The sequence below is a fragment of the Enterobacter sp. QK-SA4 genome (assembly GCF_056856775.1).
The window spans coordinates 986,762-1,006,643 of record NZ_JBXFXH010000007.1; the positions used below are offsets into that span (position 1 = coordinate 986,762).

General features: G+C 56.0%; 14 protein-coding genes and 1 pseudogene. 9 read left to right on the plus strand and 6 right to left on the minus strand.

Features of this window, described 5'->3' with window-relative positions; translation table 11 throughout:
• Positions 1-84 precede the first annotated feature (84 nt).
• Together pyrG and eno are read left to right on the plus strand one after the other, a co-directional pair.
• Positions 85-1,722 carry a glutamine hydrolyzing CTP synthase gene (gene pyrG, locus AC1VYI_RS06355; protein WP_023309013.1) on the plus strand — a complete coding sequence of 546 codons (1,638 nt, stop codon included), beginning with the start codon at positions 85-87 and terminating at the stop codon, positions 1,720-1,722.
• A gap of 82 nt (positions 1,723-1,804) precedes the next feature.
• Entirely contained in the window at positions 1,805-3,103 is a 1,299-nt protein-coding gene (gene eno / locus AC1VYI_RS06360) for a phosphopyruvate hydratase (protein ID WP_023309012.1), read from the plus strand.
• A gap of 53 nt (positions 3,104-3,156) precedes the next feature.
• On the opposite strand, the gene AC1VYI_RS06365 is transcribed toward eno, so the two are convergent.
• Both AC1VYI_RS06365 and AC1VYI_RS06370 read right to left on the minus strand, forming a co-directional pair.
• Positions 3,157-4,266, minus strand: coding sequence for an SDR family oxidoreductase (locus tag AC1VYI_RS06365; RefSeq protein ID WP_134867208.1), 1,110 nt, complete (start codon positions 4,264-4,266; stop codon positions 3,157-3,159).
• Between the two features lie 358 nt (positions 4,267-4,624).
• On the minus strand, positions 4,625-5,449 hold the full coding sequence (locus AC1VYI_RS06370; RefSeq protein WP_134867209.1) for a MurR/RpiR family transcriptional regulator: 825 nt from the start codon (positions 5,447-5,449) through the stop codon (positions 4,625-4,627).
• 165 nt (positions 5,450-5,614) lie between these two features.
• Here AC1VYI_RS06370 and AC1VYI_RS06375 point away from each other — a divergent pair, with 165 nt between their 5' ends.
• From AC1VYI_RS06375 to queE, 3 genes are read left to right on the plus strand one after another with little or no spacing between them, the layout of a single operon-like run.
• Entirely contained in the window at positions 5,615-7,174 is a 1,560-nt protein-coding gene (locus AC1VYI_RS06375) for a PTS transporter subunit EIIC (protein WP_134867210.1), read from the plus strand.
• Positions 7,174-7,881, plus strand: a complete 708-nt coding sequence (locus tag AC1VYI_RS06380) for an N-acetylmannosamine-6-phosphate 2-epimerase (protein ID WP_023309007.1) — start codon at positions 7,174-7,176, stop codon at positions 7,879-7,881. The genes AC1VYI_RS06375 and AC1VYI_RS06380 overlap by 1 nt, the downstream gene beginning before the upstream one ends.
• Positions 7,882-7,935: 54 nt before the next feature.
• The gene (gene queE / locus AC1VYI_RS06385) at positions 7,936-8,607 is read left to right on the plus strand and encodes a 7-carboxy-7-deazaguanine synthase QueE (RefSeq protein WP_023333236.1); all 672 of its coding nucleotides are present in this window, start codon (positions 7,936-7,938) and stop codon (positions 8,605-8,607) included.
• Between the two features lie 17 nt (positions 8,608-8,624).
• On the opposite strand, the gene AC1VYI_RS06390 is transcribed toward queE, so the two are convergent.
• Positions 8,625-10,022 (minus strand): MFS transporter, encoded by a 1,398-nt coding sequence (locus tag AC1VYI_RS06390; protein WP_134867211.1) that lies wholly within the window; start codon positions 10,020-10,022, stop codon positions 8,625-8,627.
• Positions 10,023-10,049: 27 nt separating this feature from the next.
• Positions 10,050-11,219 carry a M20 aminoacylase family protein gene (locus AC1VYI_RS06395; RefSeq protein WP_045355771.1) on the minus strand — a complete coding sequence of 390 codons (1,170 nt, stop codon included), beginning with the start codon at positions 11,217-11,219 and terminating at the stop codon, positions 10,050-10,052.
• Between the two features lie 171 nt (positions 11,220-11,390).
• Between AC1VYI_RS06395 and AC1VYI_RS06400 the strand changes: the two are divergent.
• Positions 11,391-13,736 (plus strand): annotated as a pseudogene (locus AC1VYI_RS06400) (helix-turn-helix transcriptional regulator).
• On the opposite strand, the gene queD reads toward AC1VYI_RS06400, so the two are convergent.
• Entirely contained in the window at positions 13,721-14,083 is a 363-nt protein-coding gene (gene queD, locus AC1VYI_RS06405; RefSeq protein WP_023309002.1) for a 6-carboxytetrahydropterin synthase QueD, read from the minus strand. The pseudogene AC1VYI_RS06400 and the gene queD overlap by 16 nt on opposite strands.
• A gap of 306 nt (positions 14,084-14,389) precedes the next feature.
• Between queD and cysJ the strand changes: the two genes are divergently transcribed.
• The 3 genes from cysJ (at position 14,390) to cysH (ending at position 18,718) form a co-directional block, all read left to right on the plus strand.
• On the plus strand, positions 14,390-16,195 hold the full coding sequence (gene cysJ / locus AC1VYI_RS06410) for an NADPH-dependent assimilatory sulfite reductase flavoprotein subunit (RefSeq protein ID WP_134867213.1): 1,806 nt from the start codon (positions 14,390-14,392) through the stop codon (positions 16,193-16,195).
• A complete protein-coding gene (gene cysI, locus AC1VYI_RS06415; RefSeq protein ID WP_023309000.1) occupies positions 16,195-17,907 on the plus strand; it encodes an assimilatory sulfite reductase (NADPH) hemoprotein subunit in 1,713 nt (570 codons plus the stop codon). The genes cysJ and cysI overlap by 1 nt, the downstream gene beginning before the upstream one ends.
• A gap of 76 nt (positions 17,908-17,983) precedes the next feature.
• Complete coding sequence (gene cysH / locus AC1VYI_RS06420) at positions 17,984-18,718, plus strand: phosphoadenosine phosphosulfate reductase (RefSeq protein ID WP_226484244.1); 735 nt, start codon at positions 17,984-17,986, stop codon at positions 18,716-18,718.
• Positions 18,719-18,777: 59 nt separating this feature from the next.
• Here cysH and AC1VYI_RS06425 read toward each other — a convergent pair whose 3' ends face one another.
• Complete coding sequence (locus tag AC1VYI_RS06425) at positions 18,778-19,821, minus strand: aminopeptidase (protein WP_063408505.1); 1,044 nt, start codon at positions 19,819-19,821, stop codon at positions 18,778-18,780.
• Positions 19,822-19,882 lie beyond the last annotated feature (61 nt).

A 19,882-nucleotide genomic window follows, 5' to 3' on the forward strand; every position in this document is an offset into this window, starting at 1 on the left:
AGTTTGTGGCGCTCGCCGTGTTCGGGTATACTACTTTCCCGTCCTGGTTATTCCATCGTTTCACCCTAACTTCTCAGGTTCAGCATGACAACGAACTATATTTTTGTGACCGGCGGGGTCGTATCCTCTCTGGGTAAAGGCATTGCCGCAGCCTCCCTCGCAGCCATTCTTGAAGCCCGTGGCCTCAATGTGACCATGATGAAACTGGATCCGTACATCAACGTCGATCCTGGCACCATGAGCCCAATCCAACACGGGGAAGTGTTCGTTACTGAAGACGGCGCTGAAACCGATCTGGATCTTGGCCACTACGAGCGTTTCATCCGCACCAAAATGACCCGTCGTAACAACTTCACGACTGGCCGCATCTACTCCGACGTTCTGCGTAAAGAGCGCCGTGGTGACTACCTGGGTGCAACCGTTCAGGTTATCCCGCACATCACTAACGCAATCAAAGAACGCATTGTTGCGGGTGGCGAAGGCCACGACGTGGTGCTGGTTGAAATCGGCGGTACCGTGGGTGATATCGAATCCCTGCCATTCCTGGAAGCGATTCGTCAGCTGGCGGTAGATATCGGCCGTGAGCACGCGCTGTTCATGCACCTGACTCTGGTGCCGTACATGGCCGCCGCAGGTGAAGTGAAAACCAAGCCGACTCAGCACTCTGTGAAAGAGCTGCTCTCTATTGGTATTCAGCCAGATATCCTGGTTTGCCGCTCCGATCGCGCGGTTCCGGCGAACGAACGTGCGAAAATTGCATTGTTCTGTAACGTGCCTGAAAAAGCCGTTATTTCAATGAAAGATGTCGATTCCATTTATAAAATCCCGGGCCTGTTGAAATCTCAGGGCCTGGACGATTATATTTGTAAACGATTCAGCTTGAACTGTCCGGAAGCGAACCTGTCTGAATGGGAACAGGTTATTTATGAAGAAGCCAACCCGGCAGGCGAAGTGACTATCGGTATGGTCGGCAAGTACATTGAACTGCCGGATGCCTATAAGTCAGTGATCGAAGCGCTGAAACACGGTGGTCTGAAGAACCGTGTTTCCGTGAACATCAAGCTGATTGATTCGCAGGATGTTGAAACGCGTGGCGTTGAAATCCTGAAAGATCTGGATGCTATCCTCATCCCTGGCGGCTTCGGCTACCGTGGTGTTGAAGGCAAGATCGCCACCGCGCGCTATGCGCGTGAAAACAATATTCCATACCTCGGCATCTGTCTGGGTATGCAGGTTGCGCTGATCGAATTTGCGCGCAACGTAGCGGGAATGGAAAACGCGAACTCTACGGAATTTGTGCCAGACTGTAAGTACCCTGTTGTGGCGCTTATCACTGAATGGCGTGACGAAGAAGGTAACGTCGAAGTCCGTACCGAGAAGAGCGATCTGGGTGGCACCATGCGTCTTGGCGCACAGGCCTGCCAGCTGTCTGACGATAGCGTGGTTCGCAAGCTGTACGGCGAGCCGGTCATCACCGAGCGCCATCGTCACCGCTATGAAGTCAACAACATGTTGTTGAAACCTATTGAAGCCGCGGGCCTGCGTGTTGCGGGCCGCTCCGGGGATGATCAGTTAGTCGAGATCATTGAAGTGCCAAACCATCCGTGGTTTGTCGCCTGCCAGTTCCACCCGGAATTTACTTCAACGCCACGTGACGGGCATCCGCTGTTTGCAGGCTTCGTGAAGGCCGCCAGCGACTACCAGAAGCGTCAGGCGAAGTAAAAAAAGTTAGAACGGCAACGCGTACCTTTGGTACGCGTTGTTTGTCTGGAGTTTTAGTTTAACTTGTACTGAGGAAAATCTAATGTCCAAAATCGTTAAAGTCATCGGTCGTGAAATCATCGACTCCCGTGGTAACCCGACCGTTGAAGCCGAAGTTCACCTGGAAGGTGGTTTCGTTGGTATGGCTGCTGCTCCATCAGGTGCTTCTACTGGTTCTCGCGAAGCGCTGGAACTGCGCGATGGCGACAAATCCCGCTTCCTGGGCAAAGGCGTACTGAAAGCGGTTGGCGCTGTAAACGGTCCTATTGCTCAGGCAATCCTTGGCAAAGACGCCAAAGACCAGGCTGGCATCGACAAGATCATGATCGATCTGGACGGTACTGAAAACAAATCTAACTTCGGTGCGAACGCAATCCTGGCAGTTTCTCTGGCAAACGCCAAAGCGGCTGCTGCTGCGAAAGGTATGCCACTGTTCGAGCACATCGCTGAACTGAACGGCACCCCAGGCAAATACTCCATGCCTGTACCAATGATGAACATCATCAACGGTGGTGAGCACGCAGACAACAACGTTGATATTCAGGAATTCATGATTCAGCCAGTTGGCGCGAAATCCCTGAAAGAAGCGGTACGTATGGGTTCTGAAGTGTTCCACAACCTGGCTAAAGTTCTGAAAGCTAAAGGTATGAACACTGCTGTTGGTGACGAAGGTGGCTATGCGCCAAACCTGGGTTCTAACGCAGAAGCGCTGGCCGTTATCGCAGAAGCAGTAAAAGCTGCTGGCTACGAGCTGGGCAAAGACATCACCCTGGCGATGGACTGTGCAGCATCTGAATTCTACAAAGACGGTAAATACGTTCTGGCTGGCGAAGGCAACAAAGCGTTCACCTCCGAAGAGTTCACTCACTTCCTGGAAGACCTGACCAAACAGTACCCAATCGTATCTATCGAAGACGGTCTGGACGAGTCTGACTGGGCTGGCTTCGCATACCAGACTAAAGTACTGGGCGACAAAATCCAGCTGGTTGGTGACGACCTGTTCGTAACCAACACCAAGATCCTGAAAGAAGGCATCGAGAAAGGCATCGTTAACTCCATCCTGATCAAATTCAACCAGATCGGTTCTCTGACCGAAACTCTGGCTGCGATCAAAATGGCGAAAGACGCTGGCTACACCGCTGTTATCTCTCACCGTTCTGGCGAAACTGAAGACGCTACCATTGCCGACCTGGCTGTGGGTACCGCTGCAGGCCAGATCAAAACCGGTTCTATGAGCCGTTCTGACCGTGTTGCTAAATACAACCAGCTGATTCGTATCGAAGAAGCGCTGGGCGAAAAAGCACCATACAACGGTCTGAAAGAGATCAAAGGCCAGGCATAATTGCTTAAGCCTTAAAATGAAAATGCCAGTCGAAAGACTGGCATTTTTTTTGGCTATTTAAAATCGACCGCCATTTGCTCCGGAATGGTCAGCCCCTGGGTGGTTTGCACGCAGCGGGCGATGTAATCCGTAAACCGGGGGGGCTTCGGCATCCCCATGCTCAGCAGCTTATCGTTGCTGAAGCGCACGTTAAGCGTGGCAAACGCACCGTATAAACGCATGGCTTTCAGCATCAGACGTTCGTTACACGGCCCAAAAATATGTTTCAGCTCGCGGCGCATTCTGACCAGCGTTTCGTAGCTGACCTGCGCATATCTATCCCCGACGGGGGCTTTCTTCAGCGCCTGCGCCATTGCCTGATCGATATCCGCAAAGCGAACGCTGTTCTCTTCTCCCGCAGAAATGTGTACCACTTCTCCCGGACGAGCGTTGCTGTTGAGCAGCATTAACATCGCGTCGGCGCAATAATCCACCGGAACAACGTCGATCCTGTCTTCCATTGAGCACATAAATTTCTGCAGCATCAGGCCCATGCTAAAGACCCAGAAAATGCTGCTCGACGGCGTGCAGCCGTGACGGGTATGGCCGACGACGATGGACGGACGGGCGATGAGCAGCGGCAGGTCAGGGCACTCCTGGCGCATCAGCTGTTCGATGGTTGACTTCGAAAACGTGTATTCCACCAGGTGTTCAGCATTCTCTCTGAATTCCGCACTTTCGGCGACCAGTGAATCCTGCTCCGGCGTGCATGACATTGCGGTGCCGACGTGGAGGAAACGCTGCAGTCCTGTAACCTGCTCCATACGGCGCGCCAGCGCGAGCGTACCTTCAACGTTGACCTTCCAGATCAGCGGGTTATTACCAAATGAGGCCACGGCCGCACAGTTAACCACGTGCGTGACCCGATCCAGACGGGGATCGTTGAGAAAGGCTTCAGGCTGGCTGAGGTCGCCAATCAGGATATTATCCACCTTCAGGGAGGCCAGTTTGTCCTCGGGAACGTTGAACTTGCGCATGTTCTCCAGCACGCGCTCCAGCCCGCTCTGCGGATCGCTGGCGCGCGCAAGCAAAAGGAGTTTTGCAGGTTGATCGCTGGTCAGGATTTTTTCAAGAACTGCACCGCCCAGAAATCCGGTCACGCCTGTAATCAATAACATCTTCATTAATACCGTCTCATTATGATTGATGAGGCGGATTGTAGGCGTGCAAAAGTAAACGGCATTTAAATAATAAAACGCCGAAATCAATGGCGTCTTAAGCTTATTTTAAGGAAAGGGAATCAGGTGGAGATATTGGACACTATCGCAAGGGTAAAAATTCACTCTATTAAAATTTAAATTTTAAACATCTGAATTTAAATGTTTTTATGAGGTCTGCGCCGAATGGTGAACGTAATTCAAAATGTAATAAATATAATAATTTGTTACACCAAACATTTACCGAATAAATGTTTTAAATACCACTTAACTCAAATCAGACAACATAAGTCGCAGGCCGATTTATTTAGCCTGCGAATGATTTTCAGAGCAAAAGGGGAAGCGTGGCGCTGGCTGTTTGTTGACTAACGTCGCCGTAATGACCATCCAGCGCAATCATGGACGTGGTCAGCAGCTCGACCAGCAGCATGACCCCGACCTTAGCATTGAGCGCGCCCGCGCTAAGCGGCCCCTCTGGCTTGGCGGCCACCAGCTGCATGTCGCTCAGGGACGCCAGCGGGCTGCGGGGCGTATTGCTTAGCGCCAGAACCTTAACGCCGCGCTTGCGGGCAAGCTTCACCACGTGGAGTAAATCCCGCGTTGAACCCGAACTGGAGATGGCCACAACCAGCGTATCTTTCGAAAGCGTTGTCGCATTCATGGCCGCGCGATGCATATCGCTAAACAGCTGTGCGGGTTTGCCCAGCCGCAACAGCTTGTAATGCAGATACTCTCCGAGGATCGCGCTGGCCGCGACGCCATAAATCTGCACGGATTGCGCCTGGTGCAGCGCCAGCGCCGCCTTTTCAAGCAGCGCGCGGTCGAGGAGTCTGGCGGTATCCTGCAAGGCCTGCACCGACTCATCCACAACGTTATCAATCTCATCCCCCGCCTGACGCGCGGGCTGGCCCTGCTGAATATCCAGCGCAAGCGCCATTTTAAATTCGTTATAGCCCTTGCAGCCCAGCGTCCGGCAAAGGCGCGTGACGCTGGCTTCGCTGGTGTGGCTCTCGCGCGCCAGTTCAGTGATCGTCAGGTAGAGCACCCGGGCAGGATCGCTGAGGATAAACTCGCCGAGTTTTTGTTGCGTTGGGCTGTACCCGGAAGCCTCCTGGCGGAGCTTCAGCAGCAGATTTTCATGGTCCGACATGCCACGTCCTTAATGTGTTTCGCTGCGACTAGTGTGGCGGAAAGGAGGGGAAAGATGCCAGTCATTTTGAAAAAGTATGATCGGCTTCCTGGTTATTGATGATAATTTTCACTTATATATATTTATGTGGTAAAAATTTTCATCATTTAGTGGGGAGATGAAAACATGATGCAAATGTTCAGTGGTGCTTCTTCGGGGGGATGGTTTGAAAAAGCGCAGCGCTTTGGTAAATCCTTTATGTTGCCTATCGCCGTGCTGCCCGCGGCGGGCCTGCTGCTGGGAATAGGCGGCGCGCTATCGAATCCCAATACGCTGGCGGCTTATCCGTTTTTAGATGTGGGCTGGCTGCAAGCCATTTTCACCATCATGAGCAGCGCCGGTTCAATCGTGTTTGCGAACCTCTCGGTGCTGTTTGCGGTTGGGGTCGCCGTCGGGCTGGCAAAAAGCGATAAGGGCACGGCTGGGCTGGCGGCGCTGCTCGCGTTTCTGGTGATGAATGCCACCATCAACGCGCTGCTGATCATCACCGGTAAACTGGCGCATGAGAATCCGGGCGCTGTAGGGCAGGGCATGACGCTGGGGATCCAGACGCTGGAAACCGGCGTGTTTGGCGGCGTGGTGATTGGACTGGTGACCTGCACGCTCCATCATCGGTTTAATAAAATTGCGCTTCCGCAGTTCCTGGGCTTTTTTGGCGGCTCGCGCTTTGTTCCCATCATCAGCTCGCTGGCGGCGATACTCGTCGGCGCGCTCATGACCGTGGTCTGGCCGCATTTCCAGAAGCTGATTTTTGGTCTCGGCGGGCTGGTTGATGCCACCGGCTATCTGGGCACCCTGCTGTACGGCTTTATTTTACGCATGCTGGGCCCGTTTGGTTTGCACCACATCTTCTATCTGCCGTTCTGGACTACCGCGCTCGGCGGCAGTGAGATTGTTAACGGTCACCTCGTTGAGGGCACACAGCGGATCTTCTTCGCCCAGTTGGCCGACCCGAACACGCAGCATTTCTATGAAGGCACGTCGCGCTTCATGTCCGGGCGCTTTATTACAATGATGTTTGGCCTGCTCGGCGCGTGTCTGGCGATGTACCACACGGCAAAACCGGAGAACAAAAAGCGCGTTGCCGGACTGCTGCTCTCTGCGGCGCTAACCTCGTTCCTGACGGGGATTACCGAGCCTATCGAGTTTTCCTTCCTGTTTATTGCGCCGGTGCTTTACGTCATTCATGCGCTGTTTGACGGGCTGGCGTTCATGCTCGCGCACATGCTGCATATCACCATCGGGCAAACCTTCTCCGGCGGTTTTATTGACTTCGTGCTGTTCGGCATTTTGCAGGGGGAGGCCAAAACCAACTGGATGTTCGTTCCGCTGGTGGGCGTGCCGTGGTTCTTCCTTTACTACTTCACCTTCCGCTACCTGATTAACCGCTTTGATTTTGCCACGCCGGGTCGGGAAAAGGAGGCGATGGCCAATGAGGTGACCTTCTCGCAGAGCGAGCGCGCCGTTGCGGTGATCGCGGGATTAGGCGGAAAAGAGAATCTGGAAGAGGTGGACTGCTGCGCCACGCGGCTTCGCGTCACGGTGAAGGACGGCAGCAAAGTGAATGACGCGGCGCTGAGAGCCACCGGCGCACGCGGCGTTATCATGCGCGGTAACGGTGTTCAGGTCATTTATGGCCCGCACGTCACGATTATCAAAAACGAAGTGGAAGAGATCTTATCGTAATGAAAACTGTACTGGATAACCTGAAGGGAAAACTGGTCGTCTCCTGTCAGGCGCTGGAAAATGAACCGCTTCACAGCCCGTTTATTATGTCGCGGATGGCGCTGGCGGCGGCGCAGGGCGGAGCCGCAGCCATTCGTGCCAACAGCGTAGTGGATATCGAGGCCATTAAGCAGCAGGTGTCTTTGCCTGTTATCGGCATCATCAAACGGGATTACCCGGAAAGCGAGGTGTTTATCACCGCCACGATGAAAGAGGTGGATGAGCTCATGACCGTTTCTCCGGAAATCATTGCGCTTGATGCGACGGCGCGTGAGCGTCCCGGTGGAGAATCCCTGGAAACGCTGGTCACGCGCATCCGCTCACGCTATCCCTCGGTACTGCTGATGGCCGATATTTCCACCTTGGGCGAAGCCGTGACGGCGCAGGCGCTTGGCTTTGACTGCGTCGGCACCACGCTTTACGGCTATACGGCGGAAACGGCGGGCCATTCGCTTCCGGAAAATGACTGCGCGTTCCTGAAGGCCGTGCTGGCCGCCGTTACGGTTCCCGTGATTGCCGAAGGCAACGTGGATACGCCTGAACGCGCGGCCAGATGCCTGGCGCTGGGCGCGCATACGGTCGTCGTCGGCGGCGCGATCACCCGTCCACAGCAAATTACCGAGCGTTTTATGGCGGCGATTGGCGCGCAAAGCACCGATGGAGCATGACCATCCGGCGGGGATCTGCGATACTTATCGTTTATCCCCTTTACTGAGATGACTATGCAGTACCCGATTAACGAGATGTTCCAGACCCTGCAAGGCGAGGGTTACTTTACCGGCGTTCCCGCTATTTTCATTCGTTTACAGGGATGCCCGGTTGGCTGTGCCTGGTGTGATACCAAACATACGTGGGATAAGCTCGCAGATCGGGAAGTGTCGCTGTTTAGCATTCTGGCGAAAACCAAAGAGAGCGATAAGTGGGGCGCGGGCAGTTCAGAAGATCTGCTGGCCATTATTGGTCGTCAGGGCTGGACGGCGCGCCACGTGGTGATCACCGGCGGTGAACCCTGCATCCACGATCTGACGCCGCTGACCGAGCTGCTCGAAAAGAACGGCTACAGCTGCCAGATTGAGACCAGCGGCACCCATGAAGTGCGCTGTTCACACACGACCTGGGTGACGGTATCGCCAAAAGTGAATATGCGCGGCGGGTATGACGTGCTGTCTCAGGCGCTGGAACGCGCGGATGAGATTAAGCACCCGGTAGGGCGCGTGCGTGATATCGAAGCGCTGGATGAACTGCTGGCCACGCTGACGGATGAAAAGCAGCGGGTGATTGCCCTGCAGCCTATCAGCCAGAAAGACGACGCGACGCGCCTGTGCATTGAAACATGTATTGCGCGCAACTGGCGCCTGTCGATGCAGACGCACAAATATCTGAATATCGCCTGATCGTTGCGCGGCCCCGCCTATCGCGGGGCCCGTTCTGAAGGAAGCAATGCCCAGGTGACTCCCGCCGAAGCTAGACAAATTGCGCTGTTGAAGAGTAGCGCATACTGTGCGGCGCTGGCCATTCCCAGCGGCAGCAGCAGCGCATACAGCGACGCGGTAACGGCGATCCCCATTGCTCCGCCCAGTGAACTGCCCATCTTGTAAACCCCTGAGGCCACGCCAACTTTGTTTTCAGGCGCATTCATTACCGCAGTATCCGTTGACGGCGTGGCGTAACACCCCAGCCCCAGGCCAAATAAAATGTTGCTGAGAAAAACGGTGACAATATAGATTTCTTTGCTTAAGAAAGTGCAGGAGATCAGCGTGATACCCGTTGCGGTCAGCAGCGGCCCGGTCATCATCGGCAGGCGCGCCCCGTAACGCTGGAGCAGCTTTTCCCCGACCCGAATCATCGCCAGCACGGTGACCAGATATCCCAGCGTCATGATGCCGGTTTGTAGCGGCGAAAGATGGTGTCCTTGCTGCAGCCAGATACTGGCGATCATCATGGTGCCAATGCAGCCGTTGAGCAAAAAATTTGAGAATACCGACGCGCTGTAGGCCCGGTTTTTAAACAGGGCAAAATCAATCAGCGCCACATCACCTTTACGTCGCCCGGTAAGCACAAAGAAGACCGCTGCCAGCGCGGCGCTACCCAGCACAAGTAGCGATAAAACGCTGCTCCAGCCCCAGCTGTGCCCCTTACTGATAAATAGGTTCAGCAGCACCAGCATGCAGACAAAGCTCACCAGGCCGCTGATATCCAGCTTATGGCAGCTCGCGGCGTCGCTTCGGCTTTCCGGCGTACCGCGGATCAGCAGCAGCGCCGCCACCGCGACCAGCATGGAAAAAACAAAAATCCAGCGCCAGCCGAGCGTGGTGGCAATAGTCCCGCCGACAAACGCGCTCAGGCCGCTGCCGCCCCATGAACCAATGACCCAAAAGCTGATGGCCCGCTGCCGCGCGTTTCCTTCATACCAGGTTTTAATCAGCGCCAGCGTGGCGGGCATGATGCAGGCCGCTGACAGCCCCTGTATCGCTCTTCCCAGCAGAAACAGAACCGGCTCCCACGAGATGAAAAGCAGGGCGCTTCCGACGATGCTCAGCATCAGGCCGATATAGGTCATGCGCATACGCCCAAACTTGTCGGCGAATCCCCCGCAGGCAACGACAAAACAGCCGCTGAACAAGGCGCTGAGGCTGACCGCCAGCGTGAGGGTTTCGAGGGAGATAGTCAGGCTATTTTTCATTGCCGGGACAACGTTAATCACCGACTGCGCAAATAACCAGAACGTCAGAACGCTCATCACAATACCGGCCAGCAGCCGATCGTTACCGGCGTAGGTCGGTGTGCCTGTCAGGGGAACGGTACTCATCGTGCAAGCCTCCGGGGTGGGCGAGAATTAACGCAGATAATGTTCTGTCAACGCGCTCCAGAGTGCCGCGCCGGTGAGGAGAAGCTTGTCGTTAAAGTCATAGCCTGGGTTATGCACCATGCAGCGCTCAGGCTCATCTCCCGCACCGAGGGTGAAGTAGCAGCCGTTGGGATTTTTCTCGAGCATGAACGCAAAATCTTCGCTTCCCATAAAGGCATTCACCGACGAGACGGCATCCTGACCGAACAGGTCGGTCGCTACCGTACGCACCATTTCATTGGCCTGCGGGTTATTCCTTAGCACCGGACTCCCGTTCACGTGACGGATCGTGGCCGTGGCGTTGAAGCTCTCAGCCTGCGCCACGGCGATATCATGGATCCGCTGCAGCACGGTTTGACGCACCGTTTCATCCAGCGTGCGAACGGTCAGCTTCATTAACACCTTGTCGTTGATGATATTCGGAGCATGACCCGCCTGGATGCTGCCCACGGTCACGACGACCGGCTGGAACGGGGTAATATTCCTCGACACAATCGACTGCAGGGCGAGGGTGATGTGGCAGGCAACCAGCGTGGCATCGACGGTGTGTTCCGGAACGGCGCCGTGTCCTCCCACCCCGTTGACTTCAATATGAACGGTATCCGAAGAGGCCATCATGGCGCCATCGCGAAGGCCGATTTTCCCGAGCGGCTGGGAGGGCATATTGTGCAAGCCGAAAATATGGTCGCAGGGGAACTGCTCAAACAGGCCATCCTCCAGCATGACGCGTCCGCCATACAGCAGCTCTTCCGCAGGTTGAAAAATGAGATGTAACGTACCGCTAAAGTTGCGGGTGCGCGCCAAATATTCTGCGGCATAGAGCAGCGTGGTGGTGTGGCCATCGTGCCCGCAGCCGTGGAATTTTCCCTCGACGGTGCTACTCCACGCCTTACCGCTGTTTTCCTGCATTGGCAGTGCATCCATGTCGGCGCGCAGGCCCAGGCTTTTGCTGCTGTTGCCCACCTTCAGGGTGCCAACCACCCCTGTTTTTGCCATTCCCCGGTGGACCTCATAGCCCCATTGTTGAAGGAGTGACGCGACGCGGTCGCTGGTTTTGTGCTCCTCGAAGCCAATTTCGGGGTGTCGGTGGAATTCGCGACGAAGTTCAGTGAACCGATCTTCGGTGTCCCGCAGAGCGTCAACAATTGGATGTGTCATTTTTGTTATCCTTTTCCTGCCAAACGGTGTTAGTTTCGAGTTTATGTCGATCGCATTGCCGGAAAATGCCCTTTTTTGTTGTAAAGCGACGCCTTTTTTCTGATTGTTTTTCATACGATTCAGTTATGACAAAAAATGGCGCATCATTTTTTGTCCATGCGGGGGAGCCGAATGGAGCAGCATGGGAACGAGTTTGCGGTAGTCGTTGAAGACATTCGCCTGCTCACGCAGGATGAAGGTGATTCGCTGACGATACTGTGGGTTCTGGAAGGGTAAGCCGAACTGCAAACCACCGCAGGACGCGAGACGGTGTCAAATAACGGTCTTGCGGTGATAAACCGCTATCAGCGCTGGCGGTTCAGTAGCCAGAGCGCGAACGTGACGCTTCGTGTCGTTCTCTCCGGGCGGTGGGTAATCAAGCTGTACAATGACTTTTTTGCCCATGACTACGCGGTTCCGACAGAGTCCGGTGGAAACTGGCCGCAGTGTGACGAACTTCGGCACCTGCTGCGTCAGCTTCTGGTGGTGACGCTGGTGAACGATCCGCACCGCTTCAGGCTGGAGGCAAATCGCTGGCTGAGCGAGATCCTGCTGCTGCTGATTGGCCGCTTTCAGCAGCCTGCCCGCCAGAAACCCCGGGACCAGCACGCCGACGTCAGCAAGCGCATTGCCCGCGTGCTGGAGCGGATCAACGCCAGCTATACCCGGCGCATTACGCTGGCCGAAATTGCAGCGAGTGAGTTCGTCTCCGAAGCGTGGCTCTCCCGCCTCTTTCGAAAAGAGATGGGTGTCAGTTTTATGCAGTACATCACCGCCCTGCGGCTGGAAAAAGCGGCTGACGCCCTGCGCCTCACCAGCCGTCCTTTGCATCAGATTGCGCTGGAGCACGGGTTTGCCAGCACGCGTATGATGACCGATCGGTTCCGGCGCTATCACAATATGTCTCCGGGCGAGTTTCGTAAGGCCAGGCGGCATCGCTCCGATGCGTCTCCGCTGCGGGCAGGCACGGGCGAGCAGCGCTTTCCCATCGCGGTGGATAGGCTGTTTAGCTTGCTTAGAGGCGCTGAGAACCGCGGCTGGGAACCCGCTCCGCTAACCCACTCTCCGCGTCAGGAGCGAATAGTTGATCTGCAGCAGCTTTATCCGCTCTCGTCCGCGCTGCGCCGCGCGAGGCTGGTCGTCACCCTGCGCGAGCTCGACGATTTACTGCGGGAGGATGTTCGCCAGCATCTGGAGGCGCTTCACGAGGCGATCCCAATTGAGGGGATTGATATCGCTGAACCTTTTCTCAGCAGCCGTCTGTTCGCCACGGGATGGGACGATCCCCATATGGCGGGTTACGCCTGCTGGTACAATCTGCAGCAGCTGTTTACCTGGGTAGCAAAAAAAGGCTGGACGATCCTGCTGCACACGGGGGTCACCACCCGATGCGATCTTCTGAAGCGCTTTTTGCAGCTGTCGGTTAACCGATTTTTACCCGATATTACCGCAGGCTGGCATGTCGTGATGCACTGGTCTCCTCAGGCAAGCGCGGAAACCCAGGAGCACGCCTGGCAGGCTCAGCGGGCGACGGTCGGGGCCTACCTTCCACAGGCAAAGTTTGGGGTGTGGCATCGCTTCTCTCCCGTGGGTACTGAACTCGGCGACGACGCGCTGTTCCATTCTGGCATTCTGGACCAGGCCGATTTCCTCGCCTGTCAGGCGGATGCCAACGAGCTGCTCGATCTGGCGCGGCTGGATCCTGCGCTTCTCTCCTCGTCTGAAAACTATCCCGTGCTGAAGATCCGCCAAATACTCGCCGCCCTTCGCCAGCGGCAGCGCACGCTGCCGGTATGGTTACTCTCGTGGAATACCCTTACCGGGAATACGCGGGCAACCAACGGCTGGTTTTTTCGCGGCGCGCTGCTTATGCAAAATTTACTCGGGCTTTCAGAACAGGTCTGGCTGGCGGGATTCTGGCTGAATTCCGGTTTGCAGGGGGAAGCCAGGACGAACAACACCCTCGATACATCGAGCCTTGCGCTTCAGTATAATCACGGCCTTCCGCGGCCCATCTACTGGGTGCTCTGGCTGTGGCAACGCCTGCGGGGTGAGGTGCTCGTCAACGACAAGAGCGTGCTGCTGCTCCGCCATCAGGGGGGCTATCAGCTGCTGCTGCGTAACGTGGTGGTGTTCAATCCGCTGCTCTCCAGCGAGGAAGCTTTTATCCAACGTTTTCAACAGCAATATCACCTGCAGCTACAGGGGATGCGCGGCGAGTGGCGCATCAGGCGCCATCTGTTCGATCGGCACAATGGTGCGCTCTACCCGTTGCTGGAAGGGGTACGCAGCGACAGCGGGCCTGATGAAGAGATGTGGCGCTGGATTGCGCACAAAGCGCGTCCAACGCTTTCCTTACGCGATGAACGGCTTAATGACGGCTGGCAAATGACAGAATCACTGGAAAGTAACGCGCTCGTGCTCTATGAGTTCATGCCGCTAAACGGGCGTGATGAAGAGGATCACTCCCCTCGATAGATACAGCCAGCGGTGCAGGTCTCTTTGATCATCACTGCGCTCAGCAGCGGCACCAGCGGCTTCATCTGATCCCAAATCCATTTCGCCAGCACTTCGCTGGTCGGGTTTTCAAGGCCCGGGATATCATTCAGGTAGTAATGATCCAGACGATCGTAGGTCGGCTTAAACGCCGCCTTCAGCTCGGCAAAATCCATGATCCAACCGGTATGCGGATCAACTTCACCGGTGATCTCAAGACGCACCATGAACGAATGCCCGTGCAGACGGCCGCATTTATGCCCTTCAGGGACATGCGGAAGGTGGTGGGCGGCTTCGAAGGTGAAATCTTTAAACAGTGTGGTGGACATGATCGCTCTCAGTAATGCGGAAAAAACCGCCGCATAGTACCGGAAAGCACAATTTTTAGCATTAACTAAAACGGCTCTGAAGCCATGCGTCTCGTTAACGGGCTTTTTTTGTGGGTTTTATCGATAATTTTCAGTGGGTTAATTAATCGGTTTTATAGTTAAGTATGACAACTAAAACAGGTTAGTCCATTTGGTTATTTATTATTTCCATCCCTTCTTTAATTGTTATTATCCTCGCCGTTAACCTTATCTTCAGTTTGGATTTATTCGCTTAAAGTCCGCTTGGCTACTGGAACATAACGACGCATGACAACACAGGCCCCACCTTCAAATTTGCTTCCCCTGAACCCGGAGCAACTGGCGCGCCTTCAGGCTGCCACCTCTGATTTTTCTCCCACTCAGCTTGCCTGGGTCTCCGGTTATTTCTGGGGAATGCTCAATCAGCAGCCTGGCGCTGTGGCGGGTGCACCAGTAACGGCCGTTGAAATTCCGGCCATTACGCTGATTTCCGCCTCGCAGACGGGCAATGCGCGCCGCGTGGCCGAAGCGCTGCGTGACGACCTGCTGGCCGCCAAACTGAATGTGAACCTGGTCAACGCCGGCGATTATAAATTTAAGCAAATCGCGTCAGAAAAACTGCTGGTGGTGGTCGCTTCTACGCAGGGCGAAGGTGAACCCGCTGAAGAAGCGGTGGCGCTGCACAAGTTCCTGTTCTCGAAAAAAGCGCCGAAGCTGGATGGCACGGCGTTTGCCGTATTTGGCCTTGGCGATACCTCGTATGAATTCTTCTGCCAGTCCGGTAAAGACTTCGACAGCAGGCTGGCGGAGCTGGGCGCGGAGCGCCTGCTGGACCGCGTTGACGCGGATGTCGAATACCAGACCGCCGCCGCCGAATGGCGTGCCCGCATTGTTGAGGTGCTGAAAGCGCGCGTGCCGAAAGAGACGTCGGCGCAGGCCGCGTTCACCGCGACGGGAGCTGTAAACGATATCCACACCAGCCCGTACACCAAAGAGGCGCCGCTGACGGCGAGCCTGTCGGTGAACCAGAAAATTACCGGCCGCGATTCGGAAAAAGACGTGCGCCATATCGAAATCGATCTCGGCGACTCGGGCCTGCGCTATCAGCCGGGCGACGCGCTGGGTATCTGGTATCAGAACGATCCGGCTCTGGTGAAAGAGCTGGTTGAGCTGCTGTGGCTGAAGGGTGACGAGCCCGTCACCGTTGACGGCAAAACCCAGTCGCTTTCAGAGGCGCTGCAGTGGCATTTCGAACTGACGGTGAATACCCCGAATATCGTCGAAAATTATGCCACCTTAACGCGCAGCGAATCCCTGCTGCCGCTGGTGGGCGACAAGGCGAAGCTGCAGCATTACGCCGCGACGACGCCAATTGTCGATATGGTCCGTTTCTCTCCGGCTCAGCTGGATGCCGATGCGCTAATCGGCCTGCTGCGACCGCTGACGCCGCGCCTGTACTCCATCGCCTCTTCGCAGGCCGAAGTGGAGAGTGAAGTGCATATTACCGTCGGCGTGGTGCGCTACGACATCGAAGGCCGCGCCCGCGCGGGTGGGGCATCAAGTTTCCTGGCGGATCGCGTGGAAGAAGAGGGCGAAGTGCGCGTCTTTATCGAGCACAACGACAACTTCCGCCTCCCGGCGAACCCGGAAACGCCGGTCATCATGATTGGCCCAGGCACCGGCATTGCGCCGTTCCGCGCCTTCATGCAGCAGCGCGCGGCAGATGAAGCGCCGGGTAAAAACTGGCTGTTCTTCGGCAACCCGCACTTTACCGAGGATTTCCTCTACCAGGTTGAGTGGCAGCGCTATGTGAAAGAAGGCGTACTGACCCGCATCGATCTGGCCTGGTCCCGCGACCAGAAAGAAAAAGTATACGTACAAGACAAACTGCGCGAACAGGGCGCAGAGCTGTGGCGCTGGATCAATGACGGTGCCCACATTTATGTCTGCGGCGACGCCAATCGCATGGCGAAAGACGTTGAGCAGGCACTGCTGGAAGTGATTGCCGAATTCGGCGGTATGGATGCCGAAACGGCGGATGAATTTTTAAGTGAGCTGCGCGTTGAGCGCCGTTATCAGCGAGATGTCTACTAATGAGCGAAAAACATCCAGGGCCACTGGTGGTCGAAGGTAAACTGACAGACGCCGAGCGCATGAAGCTGGAAAGCAACTATCTGCGCGGCACCATTGCTGAAGATCTGAATGACGGTCTCACCGGCGGCTTCAAAGGCGACAACTTCCTGCTGATCCGCTTCCACGGTATGTACCAGCAGGACGATCGCGACATCCGCGCCGAGCGTGCCGAGCAGAAGCTGGAGCCGCGTCATGCGATGCTGCTGCGCTGCCGTCTGCCGGGCGGGGTGATCACCACCAAGCAGTGGCAGGCCATCGACAAGTTTGCCGGTGAAAATACGATTTATGGCAGCATCCGCCTGACCAACCGTCAGACCTTCCAGTTCCACGGCATTCTGAAGAAGAACGTGAAGCCGGTGCATCAGATGCTGCACTCGGTCGGGCTGGACGCGCTGGCGACCGCCAACGACATGAACCGTAACGTGCTTTGCACCTCGAACCCGTATGAGTCCGAGCTGCACGCCGAAGCCTATGAGTGGGCGAAGAAGATCTCTGAGCATCTGCTGCCGCGCACCCGCGCCTATGCGGAGATTTGGCTCGATCAGGAAAAAGTCGCGACAACGGACGAAGAACCGATTCTCGGCCAGACCTATCTGCCGCGTAAGTTCAAAACTACGGTCGTGATCCCACCGCAGAACGATATCGACCTGCACGCCAACGACATGAACTTCGTGGCGATTGCCGAAAACGGCAAGCTGATTGGCTTTAACCTGCTGGTGGGCGGCGGCCTGTCCATTGAGCACGGCAATAAGAAAACCTACGCCCGTACCGCGAGCGAGTTCGGCTTCCTGCCGCTGGAGCACACGCTGGCCGTGGCGGAAGCGGTAGTAACCACCCAACGCGACTGGGGCAACCGTACCGACCGTAAAAACGCGAAAACCAAATACACCCTGGAGCGCGTGGGCGTTGAGACGTTCAAAGAGGAAGTGGAGCGTCGCGCAGGCATCAAGTTTGAGCCGATCCGCCCTTACGAATTCACCGGTCGCGGCGATCGCATTGGCTGGGTGAAGGGTATCGATAATAAATGGCACCTGACGCTGTTTATTGAAAACGGCCGTATTCTGGATTATCCGGGCCGTCCGCTCAAAACCGGTCTGCTGGAAATTGCTAAGATCCATAAAGGCGAATTCCGCATTACCGCTAACCAGAATCTCATTATTGCCGGCGTGCCGGAGAGCCAGAAGGCGAAGATCGAGAAGCTGGCGCGCGACCACGGGTTAATGGATGCGGTTAAGCCGCAGCGTGAAAACTCGATGGCCTGCGTGTCGTTCCCGACCTGCCCGCTGGCGATGGCCGAAGCGGAACGTTTCCTGCCGTCATTCACTGACAAGGTAGAAGCGATTCTGGAAAAACACGGTATTCCGGACGAGCATATTGTTATGCGCGTCACCGGCTGCCCGAACGGCTGCGGTCGCGCGATGCTGGCCGAGCTGGGTCTGGTGGGGAAAGCGCCGGGGCGCTATAACCTGCACCTGGGCGGTAACCGTATCGGCACGCGCATTCCGCGTATGTTCCGCGAGAACATTACCGAGCCGGAAATCCTTGATTCCATCGACGAGCTCGTCGGGCGCTGGGCGAAAGAGCGCGAAGCGGGTGAAGGCTTCGGCGACTTTACGGTGCGTGCGGGCATCATTCGCCCGGTGCTCGATCCCGCAAGGGATTTCTGGGAGTAACATCCCGATGGTTTTACAGGTGTTGTAGGCCGGGCAAACGCAGTGCCGCCCGGCAAAACAGGCAAACGAGGTTCTTATGTCCGTACTCGATCTAAACGCCCTTAACGATCTGCCTAAAGTCGAACGCATTCTGGCGCTGGCAGAAACCAATGCCCACCTTGAAAAGCTGGACGCCGAAGGGCGCGTGGCGTGGGCGCTGGAAAACCTGCCGGGAGACTATGTGCTCTCGTCGAGCTTTGGTATTCAGGCGGCGGTCAGCCTGCATCTGGTGAATCAGATCCGTCCGGACATTCCGGTGATCCTCACCGATACCGGCTACCTGTTCCCGGAAACCTACCAGTTTATTGACGAGCTGAAGGACAAGCTCAAGCTGAACCTCAAAGTTTACCGCGCGACGGAAAGCGCGGCCTGGCAGGAGGCGCGCTACGGTAAGCTGTGGGAGCAGGGCGTTGAGGGCATTGAGAAATACAATGAGATCAACAAAGTCGAGCCGATGAACCGGGCGCTGAAAGAGCTCAATGCGCAGACGTGGTTTGCGGGCCTGCGTCGCGAGCAGTCCGGCAGTCGTGCAACCTTACCGGTGCTGGTGGTCCAGCGCGGGGTGTTTAAAGTGCTGCCGATTATCGACTGGGATAACCGGACGGTGTATCAGTATCTGCAAAAACACGGGCTGAAGTACCATCCCCTGTGGGACCAGGGCTATCTGTCGGTGGGCGACACCCACACCACGCGCAAATGGGAACCGGGAATGGCGGAAGAAGAGACGCGATTCTTTGGGCTGAAGCGCGAGTGCGGGCTGCACGAAGGGTAATTCCTTATCCACCCCCTCACCCTCTCCCCTTTGGGAGAGGGTGAGGGGGTGGATAAGCACTAGGCTTTCCCCGCTTTCGCCAGCTCCTTCACCAGCGGCAGCATGACCTTCACCACATCACGACTGCGGTGCTCAATCCGCTGCGGCAGCGCGCTGTCAATGTGCTGCTGATTATCCAGCATCACGTTGTGCCAGCTTGTCCCGTCCGGGAAGGCTTTCGATTTAGCGCGTTGCTGATAGCCATCTTTCTTGCCCAATGCCCAGTTTGTCGCTTCCACGTACAGCACCGGGATGCCCGCCTTATCGAACACTTCCCCGTCGTTGCAGCAGCCCGTTCCTCGCGGATAATCGGGGTTACCGCCAGGGTTGCTGGTGGCAAAAACGCCATGGCTGCGGGCAATCGCCAGCGCCCGGTCGCGCGTCAGTTTCCGCACGGGTCCCGGCGTACTCTGCCCGCTGTTGAAATAAAGTTTATCGCCGACGATCAGGTTATCGAGGTTGATCACCAGCAGCGTATTTTTCTTCTCCTCAGCGCTCATGCGTTTAAGGAGATTCTCAGCGCCGAGTTTGCCCTCTTCTTCACCGCTGGTAGCCACGAAACGAATGCCATACTGGGTTGGAATATCTTTCATCCGCTCGGCCAGTTCGAGCATCACGCCCAGGCCCGCCGCGTTGTCGTCCATGCCCTGCAGCGTCAGCCCGCCGAGGTTGTTATCCGTATCGGCATCGCTCATCGGGGCGTAGGTATCAAGGTGCGCCATAATAATAATCTGTTCAGCCGCGCTACCTTCATGCGCCGCGATAACCGTACTGCCGGTCACGTTATGCCAGTTTTTCGTTTTATTTCGTGAGGTATAGACGTAGCGGCTGTGAAACGACCTGATATCGCTCTGATAGCCCATCCCGGCAAACTGCTGGCGAAGATAGTCCGCGGAGAGCATCTCCGCAGGCGAGCCGGTCATGCGGCCAGGAAAGACGGTGGCAATATGACGCGCCTGCATAGTGGCGATTTCACCATAAGGTTGGTTTTTTGCCTGGGCAGGAAGAATAAAGCAAACGCCGAGCGCCAGGGCAGCAATACGGTGGCGCGTTGCGGAAAACATAGTGAGTCCTTAAAAACAGAGCAAAATATTAACCCGCCTAGTATGAAACTGTGATCGCCCA

What these genes read in the sequence shown, in the direction of transcription:
- pyrG (WP_023309013.1), top strand. Translation starts at nt 85, where the DNA reads ATGACAACGAACTATATTTTTGTGACCGGCGGGGTCGTATCCTCTCTG.
- eno (WP_023309012.1), top strand. Translation starts at nt 1,805, where the DNA reads ATGTCCAAAATCGTTAAAGTCATCGGTCGTGAAATCATCGACTCCCGT.
- AC1VYI_RS06365 (WP_134867208.1), bottom strand. Translation starts at nt 4,266, where the DNA reads ATGAAGATGTTATTGATTACAGGCGTGACCGGATTTCTGGGCGGTGCA.
- AC1VYI_RS06370 (WP_134867209.1), bottom strand. Translation starts at nt 5,449, where the DNA reads ATGTCGGACCATGAAAATCTGCTGCTGAAGCTCCGCCAGGAGGCTTCC.
- AC1VYI_RS06375 (WP_134867210.1), top strand. Translation starts at nt 5,615, where the DNA reads ATGATGCAAATGTTCAGTGGTGCTTCTTCGGGGGGATGGTTTGAAAAA.
- AC1VYI_RS06380 (WP_023309007.1), top strand. Translation starts at nt 7,174, where the DNA reads ATGAAAACTGTACTGGATAACCTGAAGGGAAAACTGGTCGTCTCCTGT.
- queE (WP_023333236.1), top strand. Translation starts at nt 7,936, where the DNA reads ATGCAGTACCCGATTAACGAGATGTTCCAGACCCTGCAAGGCGAGGGT.
- AC1VYI_RS06390 (WP_134867211.1), bottom strand. Translation starts at nt 10,022, where the DNA reads ATGAGTACCGTTCCCCTGACAGGCACACCGACCTACGCCGGTAACGAT.
- AC1VYI_RS06395 (WP_045355771.1), bottom strand. Translation starts at nt 11,219, where the DNA reads ATGACACATCCAATTGTTGACGCTCTGCGGGACACCGAAGATCGGTTC.
- queD (WP_023309002.1), bottom strand. Translation starts at nt 14,083, where the DNA reads ATGTCCACCACACTGTTTAAAGATTTCACCTTCGAAGCCGCCCACCAC.
- cysJ (WP_134867213.1), top strand. Translation starts at nt 14,390, where the DNA reads ATGACAACACAGGCCCCACCTTCAAATTTGCTTCCCCTGAACCCGGAG.
- cysI (WP_023309000.1), top strand. Translation starts at nt 16,195, where the DNA reads ATGAGCGAAAAACATCCAGGGCCACTGGTGGTCGAAGGTAAACTGACA.
- cysH (WP_226484244.1), top strand. Translation starts at nt 17,984, where the DNA reads ATGTCCGTACTCGATCTAAACGCCCTTAACGATCTGCCTAAAGTCGAA.
- AC1VYI_RS06425 (WP_063408505.1), bottom strand. Translation starts at nt 19,821, where the DNA reads ATGTTTTCCGCAACGCGCCACCGTATTGCTGCCCTGGCGCTCGGCGTT.